The 18,086-nt window shown below is 33.4% G+C and carries 17 protein-coding genes and 1 pseudogene; 11 read left to right on the top strand and 7 right to left on the bottom strand.

All coding sequences use genetic code 11. The features are described 5' to 3' along the window. Nucleotides 1-106: 106 nt before the first annotated feature. Nucleotides 107-391, bottom strand: a complete 285-nt coding sequence (gene rplY, locus J6569_RS00580) for a 50S ribosomal protein L25 (protein ID WP_065560399.1) — start codon at nt 389-391, stop codon at nt 107-109. A 181-nt stretch (nt 392-572) separates the two neighbouring features. Next, on the bottom strand, nt 573-1,445 hold the full coding sequence (locus J6569_RS00575) for a D-hexose-6-phosphate mutarotase (RefSeq protein ID WP_296317159.1): 873 nt from the start codon (nt 1,443-1,445) through the stop codon (nt 573-575). Nucleotides 1,446-1,624: 179 nt separating this feature from the next. Here J6569_RS00575 and hemW point away from each other — a divergent pair, with 179 nt between their 5' ends. Further along, on the top strand, nt 1,625-2,752 hold the full coding sequence (gene hemW / locus J6569_RS00570; RefSeq protein ID WP_296317157.1) for a radical SAM family heme chaperone HemW: 1,128 nt from the start codon (nt 1,625-1,627) through the stop codon (nt 2,750-2,752). A gap of 244 nt (nt 2,753-2,996) precedes the next feature. Here hemW and J6569_RS00565 read toward each other — a convergent pair whose 3' ends face one another. Both J6569_RS00565 and J6569_RS00560 read right to left on the bottom strand, forming a co-directional pair. Beyond that, nucleotides 2,997-3,962: a sugar kinase gene (locus J6569_RS00565; RefSeq protein WP_296317155.1), complete on the bottom strand. Its 966-nt coding sequence runs from the start codon at nt 3,960-3,962 to the stop codon at nt 2,997-2,999. Between the two features lies 1 nt (nt 3,963). Continuing rightward, nucleotides 3,964-4,785: a DeoR/GlpR family DNA-binding transcription regulator gene (locus tag J6569_RS00560; protein ID WP_065590359.1), complete on the bottom strand. Its 822-nt coding sequence runs from the start codon at nt 4,783-4,785 to the stop codon at nt 3,964-3,966. A gap of 345 nt (nt 4,786-5,130) precedes the next feature. Here J6569_RS00560 and J6569_RS00555 point away from each other — a divergent pair, with 345 nt between their 5' ends. From J6569_RS00555 to J6569_RS00510, 10 genes and pseudogenes are all read left to right on the top strand, one after another. Beyond that, nucleotides 5,131-5,985: a tagatose bisphosphate family class II aldolase gene (locus tag J6569_RS00555; RefSeq protein ID WP_034910211.1), complete on the top strand. Its 855-nt coding sequence runs from the start codon at nt 5,131-5,133 to the stop codon at nt 5,983-5,985. Nucleotides 5,986-5,996: 11 nt separating this feature from the next. Further along, entirely contained in the window at nt 5,997-6,917 is a 921-nt protein-coding gene (pfkB, locus tag J6569_RS00550) for a 1-phosphofructokinase (RefSeq protein ID WP_065590357.1), read from the top strand. Nucleotides 6,918-6,928: 11 nt separating this feature from the next. After that, nucleotides 6,929-8,344 carry a PTS fructose transporter subunit IIC gene (locus J6569_RS00545; RefSeq protein WP_296317153.1) on the top strand — a complete coding sequence of 472 codons (1,416 nt, stop codon included), beginning with the start codon at nt 6,929-6,931 and terminating at the stop codon, nt 8,342-8,344. Nucleotides 8,345-8,400: 56 nt separating this feature from the next. Continuing rightward, nucleotides 8,401-8,838 carry a PTS sugar transporter subunit IIA gene (locus tag J6569_RS00540; protein ID WP_296317151.1) on the top strand — a complete coding sequence of 146 codons (438 nt, stop codon included), beginning with the start codon at nt 8,401-8,403 and terminating at the stop codon, nt 8,836-8,838. 211 nt (nt 8,839-9,049) lie between these two features. Next, nucleotides 9,050-9,250, top strand: a complete 201-nt coding sequence (locus J6569_RS00535; protein ID WP_194240433.1) for a helix-hairpin-helix domain-containing protein — start codon at nt 9,050-9,052, stop codon at nt 9,248-9,250. Between the two features lie 427 nt (nt 9,251-9,677). Then, nucleotides 9,678-11,648 (top strand): extracellular solute-binding protein, encoded by a 1,971-nt coding sequence (locus J6569_RS00530; protein WP_174798749.1) that lies wholly within the window; start codon nt 9,678-9,680, stop codon nt 11,646-11,648. A 1-nt stretch (nt 11,649) separates the two neighbouring features. Further along, nucleotides 11,650-12,738, top strand: a complete 1,089-nt coding sequence (locus J6569_RS00525; protein ID WP_034910220.1) for a microcin C ABC transporter permease YejB — start codon at nt 11,650-11,652, stop codon at nt 12,736-12,738. Next, nucleotides 12,738-13,766, top strand: coding sequence for an ABC transporter permease (locus J6569_RS00520; protein ID WP_174798750.1), 1,029 nt, complete (start codon nt 12,738-12,740; stop codon nt 13,764-13,766). The genes J6569_RS00525 and J6569_RS00520 overlap by 1 nt, the downstream gene beginning before the upstream one ends. After that, nucleotides 13,766-15,349 (top strand): annotated as a pseudogene (gene yejF / locus J6569_RS00515) (microcin C ABC transporter ATP-binding protein YejF); the annotation flags it as partial. The gene J6569_RS00520 and the pseudogene yejF, both read left to right, overlap by 1 nt. Nucleotides 15,350-15,595: 246 nt before the next feature. Further along, on the top strand, nt 15,596-16,459 hold the full coding sequence (locus tag J6569_RS00510) for a hypothetical protein (RefSeq protein WP_296317149.1): 864 nt from the start codon (nt 15,596-15,598) through the stop codon (nt 16,457-16,459). 83 nt (nt 16,460-16,542) lie between these two features. On the opposite strand, the gene frdD is transcribed toward J6569_RS00510, so the two are convergent. The 3 genes from frdD to J6569_RS00495 form a co-directional block, all read right to left on the bottom strand. Then, nucleotides 16,543-16,899 carry a fumarate reductase subunit FrdD gene (frdD, locus tag J6569_RS00505; protein WP_296317147.1) on the bottom strand — a complete coding sequence of 119 codons (357 nt, stop codon included), beginning with the start codon at nt 16,897-16,899 and terminating at the stop codon, nt 16,543-16,545. Nucleotides 16,900-16,913: 14 nt separating this feature from the next. Further along, nucleotides 16,914-17,309, bottom strand: a complete 396-nt coding sequence (locus J6569_RS00500; protein ID WP_051634141.1) for a hypothetical protein — start codon at nt 17,307-17,309, stop codon at nt 16,914-16,916. A 272-nt stretch (nt 17,310-17,581) separates the two neighbouring features. Continuing rightward, entirely contained in the window at nt 17,582-17,932 is a 351-nt protein-coding gene (locus J6569_RS00495; RefSeq protein ID WP_065590373.1) for a hypothetical protein, read from the bottom strand. Nucleotides 17,933-18,086: the final 154 nt, after the last annotated feature.

The raw sequence follows: 18,086 nt of genomic DNA, 5'->3' as shown, positions 1-18,086 counted from the left end.
AATCATAGTAATAGGCATTATCCTTTGTTTACTCTAAAACAAAAAGGCCACCTCTGGGTGACCTTTTGCTTGAAACAAGTTATTGGGTAATTTCCCAATAAGCAAATTATGCTCGTACAAAATCCATATGAACTAATTTTGGTTTAAATGCATGACGTTGTACTGCTTGCACTTTTACTTTAACTGCTTTTCCGTCAACTTCAATAGTTAACACTTCAGAATAAAATTCTGGTTTTTCTTGCATATTAAAAACTTGGTTGTGATCAAGCACAACAGAGATTGCAGGTTCAGTTCCACCATAAATAATGGCTGGGAATTTACCAGCGTGACGCAGGCGGCGGCTCGCACCCTTACCATGCTCTTTTCTAACTTCAGCTTTGAATGTAAACATATTAATTTCTCTTAATTATTTAAAATAGAAACCAATTACAGGCGACCCAGTAATTGGCTATCAAACTAGTACTTTAAAAAGCGTTGGAGATTATAAAGTGTTATCCCTCTAAACGCAATCAATTAATCATATTACAAATCAGTAAAATATTGATTACGTATATGGAATATTATATGCACACTTAGATCAATTCTATTTTAAAACCATAAGTTGATTTTTTATTCGGTAATAACTTTAATGGTTTTGTGATACAACCTGCTTCGACACAAACCATAGATTTATACTCATCATCACCAAAATCTCCCATTGATTTAGCTTTATTTATCCATGGATTCCAAGTAACAACATCACTTACATTAGTATTGGTTAATTGAATTGTTCGAGTGCCATCAGTAACAGTGATTTGATTACTTGCATTGGTATAAATACGATCGACCTCTTGATTAAATGTCAATTGGCCTACAGTCGCTGATTTGTTTTCAGCAGCAAGTCTTTCTTGATAAGCTTCACCTAAACCTTTGACTACAACACTATCAATATTATCAACTCCAAAATAAGTATGTAGAGCACTAGTTACATCAAAATCTGCTGAGCAGCTTAAAGAAACTTCACAAGTTTTACCTAGATGAAGATTTAATGATACCGAGAAAGGTTTGCTACAATAAGATTCTGTCTGCGGATTATTAGTGAGCGATAAAACAAGGGTAACGCCTTGCTCGTCCTCTTTACATGAATCTAATGTCCATTCGACAATGCGTGCAAAACCATGAGAAGGATTGCCTAACTGACCAAACCAAGGCCAACAAACAGGCACTCCACCTCGAATAGCTACGCCTTTTTTAAAATTTGTTTTGTTACTCAGCCAAACAACTGGTGTTTTTTCAGTAGATGGTTGCCAAAATAATAAGTGTGCACCTTGTAATGCAACGGCAGCACAACAAGTGCTATGATTAATAACTAAAATTGGCAGTTCACCATAAATTGATTGTTTAATTGATGGGCTTAAGGATACACCTGATAAGCTACTATCTAAAATCTCTTTACATATACTCATATTTACTCCTAAATAATAAATTTAACAAATTATTGATAATTGTATACTTTTTAAGTTAATAATAAAAACATAATAGATGCAAAAGCATTTTTTAAAGAATTGGAGTAAAATAAAGCACTATAAATAGTGAAACAGCACTCTAATTTTTTTGTCAAAAAGTTTCAGGTAACACTACGTTTATGTATAAAATCCCATTAAGTTTATATATTCATATGCCATGGTGCGTACAAAAATGCCCCTATTGCGATTTTAATTCACATACCATAAAAAAAACGCCAAATTATGAATCTTATATAGAGCATTTACTTAAAGACCTACAAAACGATACAATTTTCTGTTCAAATCGCTCAATTCATTCAATCTTTATCGGTGGAGGTACACCTAGTCTATTTTCAGCCGAGTTGATTGATAAATTATTATTAAATATAAATGAGATCATCCCAATACATAAAGATGCCGAAATCACCATTGAAGCTAACCCAAATTCTGTTGATATAGAAAGATTTAATGGCTATCAACAAGCAGGTATAAACCGAATATCAATTGGCGTGCAAAGTTTTCAGACCGATAAACTTGTTAAATTAGGACGGGTGCATGATCCCAAAGAAGCAATCACAGCCGGAAAAATTGCCAAAACATTAAATTTAAGAAGTTTTAATTTAGATTTAATGCATGGTTTGCCAAATCAAAGTATTGATGATGCTCTATATGACCTAAAACAAGCCATTGCTATTGCACCACCGCATTTATCTTGGTATCAATTAACGATTGAGCCAAATACGCTATTTGGTTCAAAACCACCAGTTTTACCTGATGATGATAAACTTTGGGAAATTTATCAACAAGGTAATCAATTATTAACTAAAAGTGGTTACCAACAATATGAAACTTCTGCTTATGCTAAAGAAGGATCCCAATGCCAACATAACTTAAATTATTGGCGATTTGGAGACTATTTAGGTATTGGATGTGGCGCTCATGGTAAATTAACGCAACCTGATGGGAAAATTATTCGCACTATAAAAACTCGTCACCCAAAAGGATATTTAGAGGGACGTTATTTAGATAAATATTATACAGTTCCAAAAGAGGAATTACCTTTTGAATTTTTTATGAATCGTTTTAGACTTTTTGAACCAACACCTAAACATGAATTTGAGCAACGGACTTATTTACCTTTACACTCAGTTGAAAAACAAATAGCGATTGCCATTGAAAAGAACTATTTAATTGAGGATAAACAAAACTGGCTGGTAACTGATCATGGCAAGTTATTCTTGAATTCGTTATTAGAGATGTTTTTATAGATAACATTTTGAAATACCTATATTTATCTAAAAAAACTTATCCTTTACGTTTATTTAACATGATAGATACGAACTATTTAATCAATTATTCACATATCTTTACAGACTTTCTTCAAAAAAAAGTACATACTATGTCTCGACAATGCATTATTTCATTGTTTTCCTATTCCTTATGTTTTCCCAATAACTTTTGTTATTGGGTTTTTTTTGCCTATAATTCCGATAATCACATTAATTTTAATAACTATTCAATTGAAGTATGAAAAAGGAAATGTTTTAGTTCAGCTAATGTAGAAGTTCCTTCCATCGGACCCTTTTTAGATACGGCTAAAGCACCACTAGCGTTAGCATATTGTAAGGCTTGTTCAACAGAGTAACCTGCTAACATTAAACTGACAAATGTTGCTCCGAAACAATCTCCCGCACCAGTTGGATCTATCGAGTTGACCTTGTATCCATCAGCATGAAGTTTTTGTAAATGACCTTGTTCATCAAGTCCATAATATTTAGCTCCTTTAGTCCCCCCTTTTACCACAATATGTTTAATACCTTTTTTAAGCAACTTAAACATGGTTTGTTGTTCATTTTCATTATTGTTAATAAAATAGCTAACTTCGCTTTCACTAGGTAAAAATATATCGGTATACTCCATAATATAATCGAAAGATTGTTCCATTTCTGGTATATCAAACATTTCTTTGCGTAGATTAGGATCAAATGAAATTGTACCACCTTTACTTTTGATGATATCCAATGCTTTTCTCATAGCATCAATCACACGAAATGAATAAAGCGATGACCCCATTACATGCAAATGAGTACAATCTCTTAATAAGTTTTCATTAATATGGTTAAACGAAAGTAAACCACATGCACTATTTGGAATGTTAAAAATAAAATCTCTTTCATTAGAACCTTTATAAGTAACAAACGCACTACCTGTATTGGCCTTATTATGTGGAGTAATACCATCAATAATGACACCATCACTTTTAAGGCGATGGATGCACATTTTTCCAAAAATATCTTTTCCTACACAACTAAAAAAAACAACAGGAAAACCTAATTTTGCAACTTGATCTGCAAATATTGCAGGGGCGCCACTAACAAAAGGGCCGATAAACTCCCCAGCTTGATCGAAACGCTGATTTTGTTCTTTTGCTAAAAACTCAACTAGCAGTTCGCCTATCGTGCAGATTTTAAAACGCATATTATGTCTCCAATTTGTTTTGATAAGTTACACAATATTTATTTGAAATAAGCTGCTCAAAATTAGCATCTAATAATTGTTGATGATACTCGGTTACAGCAGATCTTGATAACATCACCATATCAATATCAACTAAAGTTCCAATACTATTATCATTATTATGAATAATACGTTGCGGTAATATGCCAATTGTATGTGCTGCTTTTTTCATTATTTGTTGATAAATTCTAACCTGTTCTAAACTTTCAATAATCAATTGATTATCAGTATTGATTGAACTTAATTCGATAACAAAATGCGATATAGAAAATTGGTTCAAAATAAAATTGATCATTTTGTTATCTAACAAAAGATTCCCTTCCAGTACGGCTCCACCAACAAGCACTACTTCAGCATCGGTAAACTCTTTCGCTAATTGTGCATTGCTAATGTCATTCATAATAAGTATTAATGATTTTTTGCAATGTAAAAACGGAATCAACTTTCTTATCAAATTTCCATGGCTTAAAAACAATATATCGCCATCACTAATATAACTTAAACAGGTTTTAACTAATTCAATATCACAACTATTACTTTGTATATAACTTGGTGTATTAACACTTAGCTGATTAAACACACCTTCAGGGGTAACATAAATTGCACCACCAAAAGAACGCTTTAAATATCCTTGCTGCTCTAAATAAGTTAAATCTTGACGAATAGTCACATTTGAGACCTGAAGCAATTCAGATAATTCATCAACTTTAACTTCACCTTGCTTACGAACAATTTCTGCAATTTGTAATCGTCGTTTTAATAAACCTGAAGATGCTCTAGCCAATTTTATTTCCTACGCCATAGATAAAAATTAAGGATAGTGATAATAGAATTAATCATATATTAGGTCAACATCAAACTATGATTAGAATTTTATCTTATAAATCATACCATTAATAATTAACATTTTTTATCCCACAGCGTTTTACATATACATGTTAACTATCAAAACGAAAATTTATCAATCTTTTTTATTTCGTTTTAAAAGTAATGTTAATTTTTGTGATCTAACTCACGCGATTATTACTAGCTTAACTTTCGTTTTGAAATCATAATTAATGGAAATAATTTTCAAAACAAAAGTTACTAACATAATACAAAGTGAATTAGATTATTAAGGAGAAGTTATATGACTATTATTTCAAGTAATAACATGCTAAAAAAGGCTCAAACAGAACATTATGCTGTGCCTGCCTTTAATATCCATAACTTAGAAACTATGCAGGTCGTTGTTGAAACAGCAACAGAATTACAATCGCCCGTTATTTTGGCTGGTACACCTGGTACATACAGTTATGCAGAAACAGAAAATATACTTGCTATAGCAAATGCTTTATCAAAAAAGCATAACATTCCATTAGCTGTCCATTTAGATCATCACGAAGAATATAACGATATCACCAGTAAAATTAATGCTGGAGTAAGATCGGTCATGATTGATGGATCCCATTTTCCATATGAAGAAAATATCGCCATTGTCAAACAAGTAGTTGAATATGCTCACCGTTACGATGTTAGTGTTGAAGCTGAATTAGGTCGCCTTGGTGGCGTTGAAGATGATTTAATCGTTAATGATAAAGATGCTTTATATACTAATCCAAAACAAGCTTTAGATTTTATTGAAAAAACAGGAATTGACTCCCTCGCTATCGCCATTGGTACAGCACATGGTCTTTATAAATCAGAGCCAAAACTGGATTTTGATCGTTTATCAGAAATTCGCTCAATGGTTGATATTCCTCTCGTATTACATGGCGCTTCGGGTGTTCCAGAGAAAGACGTGCGTGAGTGTATTAAGCGTGGAATTTGTAAAGTAAATGTTGCGACAGAATTAAAAATTGCATTTTCAGATGCATTAAAACAATACTTTATTGAACATCCCGATGCCAATGATCCCCGCCATTATATGAAACCTGCAAAAGCAGCAATGAAAGACATTGTCAAAAAAATTATTACAACATGTGGATGTGCAGGCAAATTATAGAGGCCAAGATAATGATCTATACATTAACACTTAACACTGCAATCGATATGAATATTCATTGTCAAGGGCTTAACCCTAATGCAGTTAATCGAACCTCTCATACTGAATATAGCCCGAATGGCAAAGGAGTCAATGTTTCAATCGTATTGCATAAATTTGATAGCCCCACTTGTGCATTAGGATTCTTTGGCGGATTTTCTGGTAAATATATTATTGATGAACTAACGAAAATACAGGTCAAGACAAAACCCTGTTTTATTGATGATATCACGCGTATTAATGTTTTTATCAATGATAATGAAAACGAATATAAATTAGTCAGTAAAGGTCCGTTTATACCTAATGATAAAAAAACAGAAATGCTAACTATTATTGAATCACTGGTTAACAATAGTTATTTAGTCATCAGTGGTAGCTTGCCAAATAATATTGAATCTGAATATTACGAGGCTATTTTAAATTTATGCAACAAAAAAAATATTCAAGTTATCCTTGATATTAGTCACCCAAAATTAAGTGATTTACTCTCCTATAAACCACTATTAATTAAACCTAATGATGATGAAGTAAAAGAGATTTTTGGCTTTGAAACGAAAACAAAACCACAAGTCATCGCTGCATTAGAAAATATTCATGCGCAAGGAGCGAGAAATATTTTATTAACCATGGGCGCTAAAGGGCTTTACTTTTCTAATGGGACAAATATTTGGTTTTGCAATGCTGTAAAAATCAAATTAATTAGCTCGGCTTGTGCCGGTGATGCGTCACTAGCAGCTTTTCTTAGTGAATGGCTACCTGAACAACAACATATTGAAAAAGCCATAAAAAAGGCATCAGCAACAGGCGCTAACGTTGCAGAATCAGACGGATTAGGTTTACTAAATAAAATCAATATTTATATGGATCAACTTGAAGTTACCCTAATCAAGTAAAGGAGATTGTTATGAAAAAAATATTAGCCGTTACAGGCTGCCCAACCGGTATCGCGCATACTTATATGGCTGAAGAGGCCTTAAAATCAGCGGCCCAAAAGGCTGGAGTCGAAATAAAAGTGGAAACCAATGGTGCAGGTGGTATTGATAACGCCATTACTGATGCTGATATTGTCAATGCAATTGGCGTTGTTATTGCAGCAGATAAAGATGTCAATCCAGATCGCTTTAATGGTTTACCCGTGGTTGAAGTACCGGTTAAAGACGGTATCCATAAGGCTGCAGCACTAATCGAAAAAATTATGTCAGGTACAGTTCCTGTTCGTAAAGGCGCCCAAAATAGCACTAATAACACAGTTTCATCAAACCAAGTAGAAGTAAAAGAATCGATTGGACGCCAAATCTATAAGCACTTAATGAGTGGTGTGTCAAACATGCTACCATTTGTTGTCGCTGGTGGAGTACTAATTGCTTTATCTTTTTTATGGGGAATCTATTCAGCCGACCCTAATAATGCCCAATATAATGAATTTGCTGCATTGTTAATGAAAATAGGTGGGCAAGCATTTGGCATAATGGTACCAATCTTTACTGGATTTATTGCCTATTCAATAGGTGGAAAACCTGGTATGGTGGCTGGTTTTGTTGGTGGCTTAATTGCCAACATTACTGGTGCAGGATTCTTAGGCGGAATTATAGCTGGCTTTGCAGCAGGCTATTTAATGCTTTATGTCAAAAAAATGTTAGATGGATTACCTCGTTCATTTGAAGGACTTAAATCGATTTTTATTATGCCATTAATTGGTGTATTTGTTATCGGTGCAGGTATGTTTTTACTTGGTGGTCCAATTGCAAGTATTAATAATGGAATGAAATCTTTCCTTGAATCATTACAATCTGCAAATCCTGTTTTACTCGGTATTGTTATTGGAGCAATGTGTTCGTTTGACTTTGGTGGTCCTGTTAATAAAGCAGCGTATGTTACTGGCACTATGTTGTTAGGTGAAGGAAATTTCTATTTCATGGCAGGTGTGTCTGCTGCTTGTATAGTACCACCCTTTGTTATTGCATTCTCTACCACTATTTTCCGCAGCAAAGCTTTCACAGAAGAAGAACGTGCTGCTGGACTTGTTAACTATGTTTTAGGTTCGACACACATTACAGAAGGTGCAATCCCATTTGCGGCTAAGGATCCTTTGCGAGTAATTCCAATTATGATGTTATCTTCTGCAATTGCATCAGTATTGACATTCATATGTCAAATTCAAGTTCCAGCGCCACATGGAGGATTTTTAGTTCTGCCATTGGTTAATAAACCATTTTTATGGGTAGGCTGTATCTTCGTAGGAGCACTAGTTGGCGCTATTTTATTAGGTTTAGTACGTATTCATCAAAATCGACAATTAGTTGCCAAAAAATCAGTTTAATCAATCAAGAAATATACCGATTTATTTCGGTATATTCATTTTAGTAAGGAATAGAAATGAGCACATTAAATTTGACAGTACATGATATTTCAATCGTAACTGGATCCTATTCTAAAAAAGAAGCAATTAAACATGTATCAGAAAAGATGATCCAAGCTAAGTTAGTCAAAGATGACTATACCCAAGCAATGTTTGATCGTGATAACCAAATTTCAACTTTTTTAGGTAACGGAATCGCCATTCCACACGGCACAACGGAAAAACGTGATAGTGTTATCCAAACTGGAATCAAAATCATATATTATCCTGAAGGAATCAATTGGGACGAAGATAATAATATAGCTTATGTTGTCATTGGTATTGCTGCAAAAGCCAATGAACATTTAGATATTTTACGTCAACTAACCCGAGCTGTAATTGCTGAAGATACGCTAACACGAATTCACGCAGTTAAAACTTCGGAGGATTTATTAGCAATTCTTCAAGGTAATTAAAAGATCTTGAGTTTGTAATAAAAAGAAAAGGCATAAAAATGTTGTTATGATATAATCTCGATAAAATCTATTAATAACAAAGCATTATGCCTATAAAATATTAATAGGCGCCTACTTAAAAAAGCTACAAAAATACATTATTTTAAAAGCATATTTAATATAACGTAATGGGAATAATATTGCCTTTTCAGAATCAGAACGACAGCAGTTGATGGAGCTTAAATTCGTGGATGCCAAAATTATTGAAAGACTTGAAGATATGCACTTCGATTCTTTCGATAAATTGCGTAATGCTAGTTTAGATGAAATTCTTAACAAAAGTACGTTATTATCAGGTTCAACTTGTTGGAAAAACAGTCATCAAGCAAAAACGGTAATAAATCATATTTTGAGTTTAGCCAACAATACGTAATATTTCTTTTATGAGTGGTAAGTACATCCAACTTTTCAATTGAACAATGATAATCGTTTTTTTGATTTCTTATCTATTTTCAAGATATTTATACTGAAACGTATAGTTACCTGAAACTTTTTCACAAAAAGATAGCTGTCAATATATCCCAATTTATGTAAGGCATAGTTAATCATATTGAAAAATATAAAATGTATAATTGATTCAATATAGCTTGTTTAATCTAAAAATAACGGTATGCTTTTCGCTAACATTATCATTTTATATAAACTTTATTAATTAGTTTTTGCTCATTTAGTTGAAGTTTGGCAAAATAGACACCCTAGCTAGGCGATGATGATTGTCTTAAATGATTTGAATTTGTTAATAATAAATAAAAAGTAATATAAACATGTTATTGTTAAATAAAAGCAGGAACGGAATTAGGATGATTAGTCGAATTAAACAACCTACAAAAATATTATTCATCTTGAGTTGCCTAAGTGGTATAGCCATTTGTTCTGCACCTGCTTTTGCCGATGAAGAACAACAAATTTTACCGCAAACAATTTCACCTCAAACTGAGGAAGAAATCGATGTTAATATTCCTGTTCAATCATCTCAGGATAAACAAATTGATATCGTTATTCCTACTGAAAAACGTGAGGTAATTTACCACAAAACCATCTTTTCACTTTCAGGTCAACCAAAGTATCATGTTGACTTCCAACATGTTGATTATGTAAATCCTAATGCACCTAAAGGTGGAGTAATTAAACTGGCTGAAGTTGGCTCTTTTGATAATTTGAATCGCTATGCTAGCCGTGGAGCACCTGAGCGAAATTCGGGAGCGTTATATGACACGCTTTTTACCAATACGGCTGATGATATTACTAGTTTTTATCCACTTATTGCGACATCAATAACTTATTCTGATAGTTATCGTTGGGCTGAGGTTACTATTAATTCCAACGCTCGTTTTCAAGATGAGAAACCAATAACAGCCCATGATGTTGAGTTTACCTTTCACAAATTTATGACCGAAGGCGTGCCTCAGTATCGTGTTTATAATAAAGGCATTACAGTTAAGGCAATAGATGATCACCATGTGCGTGTTGATATTCCCGATTCCGATCGGGAAAAACTCTTTTCATTCGTTGGTAGTATGCGAGTTATGCCGAAACATTTTTGGAAAGATCATGATCTTTCTGAACCACTAACTACACCACCAGTTGGTAGTGGTCCATACTACATTAGCGAATATAAATTAGGGCAATATGTTGTTTATCGACGTAATCCGAATTATTGGGCACGTAATTTACCTATTAATAAAGGCTTAGATAATTTTGACGAAAAACGTATTGATTATTATATGGATGATAACGTTTCGCTAGAAGCCTTTAAAGCTGGCGAATATGATTTGCGTGCTGAAGATCAACCTAAAAACTGGTTTACTCAATATCAAGGTAGATATTTTGATTCTAACCATATTATTAAACAAGAAAAACCAGTTCAAACAGCTACCGACACTAGATGGCTTGCGTTTAATTTACAAAAAGATCTATTTAAAGATATTAAAGTTCGTGAAGCCATTACCTTGGCATTTGATTTTGAATGGCTAAATCATGCCTTTTATTATGACAGTTACAAAAGACCTTATAGTTTTTTTGAAAATACCATTTATGCCGCAATCGGCACACCTAGTGAGCAAGAATTAAAATGGCTTAATGCTTATAAAGATATTATTCCAAAGCGTGCTTTCGGCAATGCCTATTATGTGCCAAAAAGTGATGGTCAGGGCTTTAATCGTGATAATTTATTAAAGGCAGCAGAATTATTAAAACAAGCGGGCTGGGAAGTTAAAGACGGTAAGCTGATTAACACTAAAACACAGCAACCATTTGAATTTGAACTGATCAGTTACCTCGGTAGTGATATTAAATATGCCATTCCCTTTCAACAAAATTTAGCACGTTTGGGGATCACCATGAATATTACCTTGCTAGATTCAGCACAACAATTACGACGTGTTCGTGAACGTGATTATGATATGGTTGCACGTGATTATTATGCCGTAAATTACCCAAGCTCTAATTTGCTAGTGCTTTGGGGAAGCGAGTATCTTAACTCATCATGGAATGCTTCGGGTTTGCATAATAAGGCTATTGATGCCATTATTGCTGAAATCACCAAACATGTGGATAATCAAGAAGAGTTAGTCCCGCTAGGACGAGCGCTTGATCGGATTTTAACGCAAGAATATCCAATGATTCCAATGTGGTATAACAGTAAAACGTATTATGCATACTGGAATAAATTTGGGCAACCAGCTATACAACCTACTTATGCAATCGGAGTTGATAGTTGGTGGTATGATGCAAACAAAGCAGCTAGCCTACCTAAAAATCGGAAACATTAATATGATCAATTACCTTATTCGTCGACTGTTGCTGATTATTCCAACATTGTTTGTGATTTTAACTATCAACTTTTTTATTGTACAAGTTGCGCCAGGTGGACCCGTTGATCAGGCGCTTGCTATGATTGAAAACGGACCGCAAGCAGGGCAAGGGCTATTGCCTGGGAGTGGTGGCTCATCTACGCCAGTGCAGCAATATAAAAATGAATCAAATTATCGCGGTTCACGCGGTCTTGATCCCCAAGTTGTCGCAATGATAGAAAAGCAGTACGGCTTTGATAAACCGATATTTGAACGTTATATCGAAACACTAAAGAAATATATATTATTTGATTTTGGTAATAGTTTTTTTAAAAGTGAATCGGTACTAGGTTTAATTGCCAAAAGTTTACCTGTTTCAATTTCATTAGGATTATGGAGTACTTTGATTGTTTATCTAATTTCAATCCCGTTAGGCATTCGCAAAGCAGTGAAGGATGGCTCTGCATTTGATTTTTGGTCAAGTACCTTAATTATTATTGGCTATGCGATACCTGCTTTTTTATTGGCAGTTTTATTTATTGTATTATTTGCTGGCGGTAGTTATTGGGATATTTTTCCTCTACGTGGGCTAATATCGAACCATTTTGATCAACTCGATTTTTGGGGCAAAATAAAAGACTACGCATGGCATATCTGTTTACCCACTATTGCAATGGTCATTGGCGGTTTTGCATCACTCACCATGCTAACTAAAAATTCATTTTTAGATGAAATCCGCAAACAATATGTAATAACCGCACGTGCTAAAGGATTAAGTGAAAGAAAAATTTTATATAAACATGTTTTTCGCAATGCAACATTACTGATTGTATCGGGCTTTCCTGCAGCTTTTGTTGGTATTTTATTTACTGGTTCATTATTGATTGAAATTATCTTTTCGCTTAATGGACTTGGGCTATTGGGATATGAGGCAATTATACAACGTGATTACCCTGTGATTTTTGGTTCATTGTATATTTTTACATTAATCAGCCTTATTACTAAATTATTATCTGATTTATCTTATATGATGATTGACCCACGTATTGACTTTGAGGCTCGCAACTAATGACCACCCATTACTCTATTAATCAACAGCGTTGGCAACGATTTAAACAGAATCGTCGTGGTTATTATTCACTTTGGTTATTTATGATCTGTTTTGTGATTAGCTTATTTGCTGATTTTATTGTTAACGATAGACCAATTTTTATTAAATATCAGGATAATTACTATTCGCCGATTTTTCATTTTTATCCAGAAACGGAATTTGGTGGACAATTAGCCACGCAAACCAACTTTCTTGATCCTGCTGTACAAAATAAAATAGAAGCTAATGGCTGGATTTTATGGGCGCCATTTCGTTATAGCTACAATACATTAATTTATGATACATCAAACGCGTTTCCAACGCCGCCTTCGGCATCACATTGGTTAGGCACCACCGATGCAGGTTTCGATGTATTAGCCAATATTTTATATGGTTTTCGCATATCTATGTTTTTTGCGATTTTCTTGACGATTTTCACTTCAATTATTGGTGTCATTTTTGGGGCTATACAAGGCTATTATGGAGGTAAAATTGATCTAATCGGTCAACGTTTCATAGAAATATGGAGTGGGTTACCAGAGCTATTTGTTATTATTCTGTTAGCCAGTATTTTACCGCTTAATTTTTGGTGGTTATTAGGTATTACCGTATTATTTGGTTGGATGGCTTTAGTAGGTGTTGTGCGTACTGAATTTTTGCGTACTCGCAATTTTGATTATATTCGTGCAGCTAAAGCAATGGGAGTTAGTGATACTAAAATTATGTTTCGTCATATCTTGCCTAATGCCATGGTGGCAACATTAACCTTTTTACCTTTTATACTTTGTGGCTCGATAACAACACTAACAGCGCTAGATTTTTTAGGTTTTGGTTTACCGATTGATTCGCCATCACTAGGACGATTATTACTACAAGGTAAAAACAATTTACAAGCTCCTTGGCTTGGCATCAGTTCATTTTTAGTTATTGCAACTTTACTGTCACTGCTTATTTTTATTGGTGAAGCAGTAAGAGATGCATTTGATCCAAACAAAGGAGTGTATTAATGAGTTCTCCTTTATTATCCGTTCAGGATTTAAGTGTTGCATTTAAACGTGGTACGCATTTACTATCGCAAGTAGTAAGTAATGTTAGTTTTGATATTAATGAGCAAGAAACACTTGCTTTAGTGGGAGAGTCAGGCTCAGGGAAAAGCATTACCGCATTATCAATTTTACGACTACTACGTAAAGAACAAGTGGTATACCCTACTGGTGATATTTTGTTTGAAGGAAAATCATTATTACATGCGCCAGATAAAGAACTTCGTAAAGTTCGTGGCAATGAAATTAGCATGATCTTCCAAGAACCGATGGTGTCATTAAATCCTCTACATACAGTTGAAAAGCAACTTTATGAAGTGCTGGCGTTACATCGAGGAATGAAGCGTAATCAAGCTCGTGGCGAAATTTTACAATACCTTGATCGTGTAGGCATTAAGGAACCAAAAAGTAAATTATCAGCTTATCCTCATCAACTATCTGGTGGCGAAAGGCAGCGAGTAATGATTGCTATGGCAATATTAACGCATCCAAAGTTACTTATTGCTGACGAACCGACAACAGCACTAGATGTATCTGTACAGGCACAAATTATTCAGTTACTAAAAGAGTTAAAGAAAGAACTCAATATGAGTATGCTTTTTATTTCGCATAACCTTGGTATTGTTAAAAAGCTTGCTGATAAAGTGGCTGTTATGCAACAGGGCCAAATTATTGAATACAATAATAAACAGCGTGTCTTTTTACGTCCACAGCATGAATATACTCAAACACTATTGAATTCAGAGCCAAAAGGTGAACCTGTACCATTGCCCGATTCACCTGGAATATTACTTAATGTTAATCACCTTAATGTTGAAGTCATTACCAAAAAACGTTTATTTAGCAGCCAAAAGAAGAAAATTATCAACAATATTGGGTTTGCTGTACACCAAGGTGAAACGGTTGGCATTGTAGGTGAGTCAGGATCGGGTAAAAGCACTACAGCACTAGCTATTCTACGATTGATTAAATCACAGGGCAAAATTGTATTTGACAGCCATCCGATACAAAATTTAACTGGTAAAAAATTATTACCATTTCGAAGCCGTATCCAAGTAGTATTTCAAGATCCGTTCTCTTCGCTTAATCCTCGCCTCAATGTTGAACAAATTATTAGTGAAGGATTAATGACTCATAAAAAATTAAACAAAGTTCAGCGTGAACAAGCAGTAATCGATATTATGCAAGAAGTTGGGCTTGATCCAGATATGCGTTATCGCTACCCAACTGAGTTTTCTGGCGGTCAGCGCCAAAGAATAGCGATTGCTCGCGCGTTAATTTTACAACCAGAATTATTGATTTTAGACGAACCTACTTCATCGTTGGATCATACTATTCAAAAACAAATTATTAATTTACTGAAATCATTGCAAGAAAAGCATCAGCTTAGTTATTTGTTTATTAGCCATGATTTAGCGTTGGTTTACACTATGTGTCACCAAGTGGTTGTTATGAAAGATGGTAGTATTATTGAGCAAGGCTCACGTGAGAAGATCTTCTATTCTCCTGAAGATGAATATACAAAAGCATTACTTTCATTTTTAGATAAGCCACCTCGAAAGAAAAGTAACACTATGATACATAAAGATAAAATTGACAAAACAGAGCAATTTACTCATAAGGATGAATCTCAACAAGATCTACAGCAAGATAAGAAAAAAGATAGAGAGGTCAGTTGGGAAGATGCCCTGTTAATGCGTAGAAAATAAATATGCAACGCAATAATTTAACAATGGTTTATAATAAAACCATTGTTAATAAGTCAATATACCAATCTATTTAGCAGGTTTATTATGCAAAAACGAATACTACCTTTTTTATTAACCCCTTGCTTATCAATAATTCCAATAAATGCCATGGCGATAACCTGTAGTGATAATCCTATTCAGAATATAGTTGAGGCAAATAACTATATCTTTCAAATCCTCGATTATATTGACTCACCAGTAAGAAATATTAAACAAGAGATTCGGACTTCAACTACCAAATTGGGAACGGATGCTAACAGCTCTACAGCTAAGCACGAACTAGAATATGCTTCTAACGGACTTATCACACAAAGCCATTATGATCTTTATTCAGATAAAAATACCCGTATTTACTCGGAACACCTACAAAAAAATAAATCTGGTTGGGAAAATATCATTGAAGATGTAGAAGATAAAACTAACAGCATTATCCAATTTAATACCGATGAACAAGGCAAAATTGTCGTATCACAGCAAACTAAAAAAGCGACCGATTTTGTCTTTTTTGAAACAGATAATTATGTATACGACAGTAATAATTGTCTTATCAATAAAAATGTACAATGGCTGCTTAAAGAAACTGATGAGAATGGTAACTATACAGGTAAAGAACAAAAAGGGGCTTCAATTTATACATTTGGATATCAAGAGCAACAGTTAACCAAAGTGTTGTATCAATTTAGTAATAATATGAGAAATGAGAGTGATTTTTCGTATCAATATGATAATGGTCATCATCGATTAACAACCATTGAAGCTACTTATTTGTCATCAGGCAAAGAAGCGGCTCATTATGTAACTAATTTTTCAACCTTTAATGAAAAAAACGATTGGCTAACAGCAATTAAAATTAAAAATAATAACGGTGGTAAACAGACAACTATTACCCGCGAACTTACTTATTATTAGTCTTTAAAATACACAAAACGTGATTTGATTGATAACGTTTTGTGTATTTTTGCCGTTGTTCTTACAATTCAAAAAAATATCTCTTACATTCGAATAAACAATATATAAATAGCATGTAATGTCCATGCTAATGCTAATCCAAACGTCAGTAATTTTTCACGTTTAGGATAGATTTTACGCTCGTGTAAAATGGATAAAATTTGTTGTAATCCACACCAGATAGGTAATGAAATCATCAAAAATAAAAAAACTTTACCAATTTCTTTATTGGCTATTTTAAGAATATAAGAACGTGTTATTGCATCGCCAAAAGGAATAATAAATGCCAAAATGACAAGCACAACTGGTAAAAAAATTGCAGCCCATGTACCGCCTAAAGCAAATAATCCTTTTATGACTTTTCCATCAGTATTTTTAACGTGAATTTGTTGATTTTTCATTAATTCAATACCACTCACTTCAATACAAATAAAAATAAAAAAATCGAAACAGTTAGCATCACCATCCACAGTCCCGCAATCAGTAATAATGCGTTAGATTTTTTATTAAATATTGTGCAAGGTAAAGCTTTGGGTATTAAATTAAACCAAACTATTGAATGGTAAACACTAATAAATAATGCAATACAATTAAGCACCACAATAAAAGGGCTACGCAAAAAGAAGATAAAACGGTAAAACTCATCTTGTCCAACAGTGTTAGTGTACATACATATTACGCCATACATTAAAACTAAACTTACCCAAATCATCGAAAAAGGAACTAATTTATGCATAATTGAAATTATAAAAGAGCGTTTTACATCGGTTTGAGTCGTATCAAGGCAATTATTGGTATTTTGTTGATTCATAAATCTCTCTTGGTAGCATTGTGTTTTATGCTAGTAATAGTTTGGTAGTTTTTTACTTGGTTATTACAAGTGTTAATCTGCTTTATCTTGCTAACTTATAACAATTCATAATATAACCTTTTAATACAGCAATACTATAAAAAAGTACGTCTAATTTTAGTGAGTAGTCATGCTTGGATAAAAAAGAAAGCCCAATATAAAGTAAGTATCAGAATTATCATTGCTATATTACTTATATTTTTAATAATGCATAGCAAGGTAAATCCATCTAACTAAGGCGATCGAAAATATAAATATAATAAACCTAGTGGAGCAAGTAACCAAGCAAAACCAAAACACAGCGCCATTGTCCATATTTTTACTATTAAGAACAATTCTGTTCGTACAATAAATAAATTATCCCCAACTATGTAATTCACAACACCTTCATAAACAAATCTAGAATATGGATATAATCCCCATTGTATTAAAATACATACACCTAAATATATACTTTCAGGATTTTTAAACTTAAATATGATTAAACAAAAAAGCGGTACAACAAATATTAAACAAAATAGATATTGTCGTATCAAATAACCTAGAGTTAATGCCCCAAATGTTTTTTTTAGAAAATTAGCCATAAAACCCATCCTTAATATTTATCTTTTATTGTACTTTGATTTAAGAGATCATTTTTATAATTTTTAAATTCCAGAATCATACAAACCAGCCATATTTTTATAAATTAAAAATAATAATATTATATCGTTTTTGAATAATGCTTTAATTTGCTTC

Source organism: Gilliamella sp. (assembly GCF_024104075.1).
Taxonomy (GTDB): domain Bacteria; phylum Pseudomonadota; class Gammaproteobacteria; order Enterobacterales; family Orbaceae; genus Gilliamella; species Gilliamella bombi.
This window is presented reverse-complemented; position numbering and strand designations above follow the sequence as displayed.

Coding starts and splice junctions, on each gene's coding strand:
- J6569_RS00495 (WP_065590373.1), bottom strand. CDS start 17,932: ATGGCTAATTTTCTAAAAAAAACATTTGGGGCATTAACTCTAGGTTAT.
- hemW (WP_296317157.1), top strand. CDS start 1,625: ATGTATAAAATCCCATTAAGTTTATATATTCATATGCCATGGTGCGTA.
- J6569_RS00510 (WP_296317149.1), top strand. CDS start 15,596: ATGCAAAAACGAATACTACCTTTTTTATTAACCCCTTGCTTATCAATA.
- J6569_RS00535 (WP_194240433.1), top strand. CDS start 9,050: ATGGAGCTTAAATTCGTGGATGCCAAAATTATTGAAAGACTTGAAGAT.
- J6569_RS00500 (WP_051634141.1), bottom strand. CDS start 17,309: ATGAATCAACAAAATACCAATAATTGCCTTGATACGACTCAAACCGAT.
- rplY (WP_065560399.1), bottom strand. CDS start 391: ATGTTTACATTCAAAGCTGAAGTTAGAAAAGAGCATGGTAAGGGTGCG.
- J6569_RS00530 (WP_174798749.1), top strand. CDS start 9,678: ATGATTAGTCGAATTAAACAACCTACAAAAATATTATTCATCTTGAGT.
- J6569_RS00525 (WP_034910220.1), top strand. CDS start 11,650: ATGATCAATTACCTTATTCGTCGACTGTTGCTGATTATTCCAACATTG.
- J6569_RS00575 (WP_296317159.1), bottom strand. CDS start 1,445: ATGAGTATATGTAAAGAGATTTTAGATAGTAGCTTATCAGGTGTATCC.
- pfkB (WP_065590357.1), top strand. CDS start 5,997: ATGATCTATACATTAACACTTAACACTGCAATCGATATGAATATTCAT.
- J6569_RS00520 (WP_174798750.1), top strand. CDS start 12,738: ATGACCACCCATTACTCTATTAATCAACAGCGTTGGCAACGATTTAAA.
- J6569_RS00565 (WP_296317155.1), bottom strand. CDS start 3,962: ATGCGTTTTAAAATCTGCACGATAGGCGAACTGCTAGTTGAGTTTTTA.
- frdD (WP_296317147.1), bottom strand. CDS start 16,899: ATGAAAAATCAACAAATTCACGTTAAAAATACTGATGGAAAAGTCATA.
- J6569_RS00545 (WP_296317153.1), top strand. CDS start 6,929: ATGAAAAAAATATTAGCCGTTACAGGCTGCCCAACCGGTATCGCGCAT.
- J6569_RS00555 (WP_034910211.1), top strand. CDS start 5,131: ATGACTATTATTTCAAGTAATAACATGCTAAAAAAGGCTCAAACAGAA.
- J6569_RS00540 (WP_296317151.1), top strand. CDS start 8,401: ATGAGCACATTAAATTTGACAGTACATGATATTTCAATCGTAACTGGA.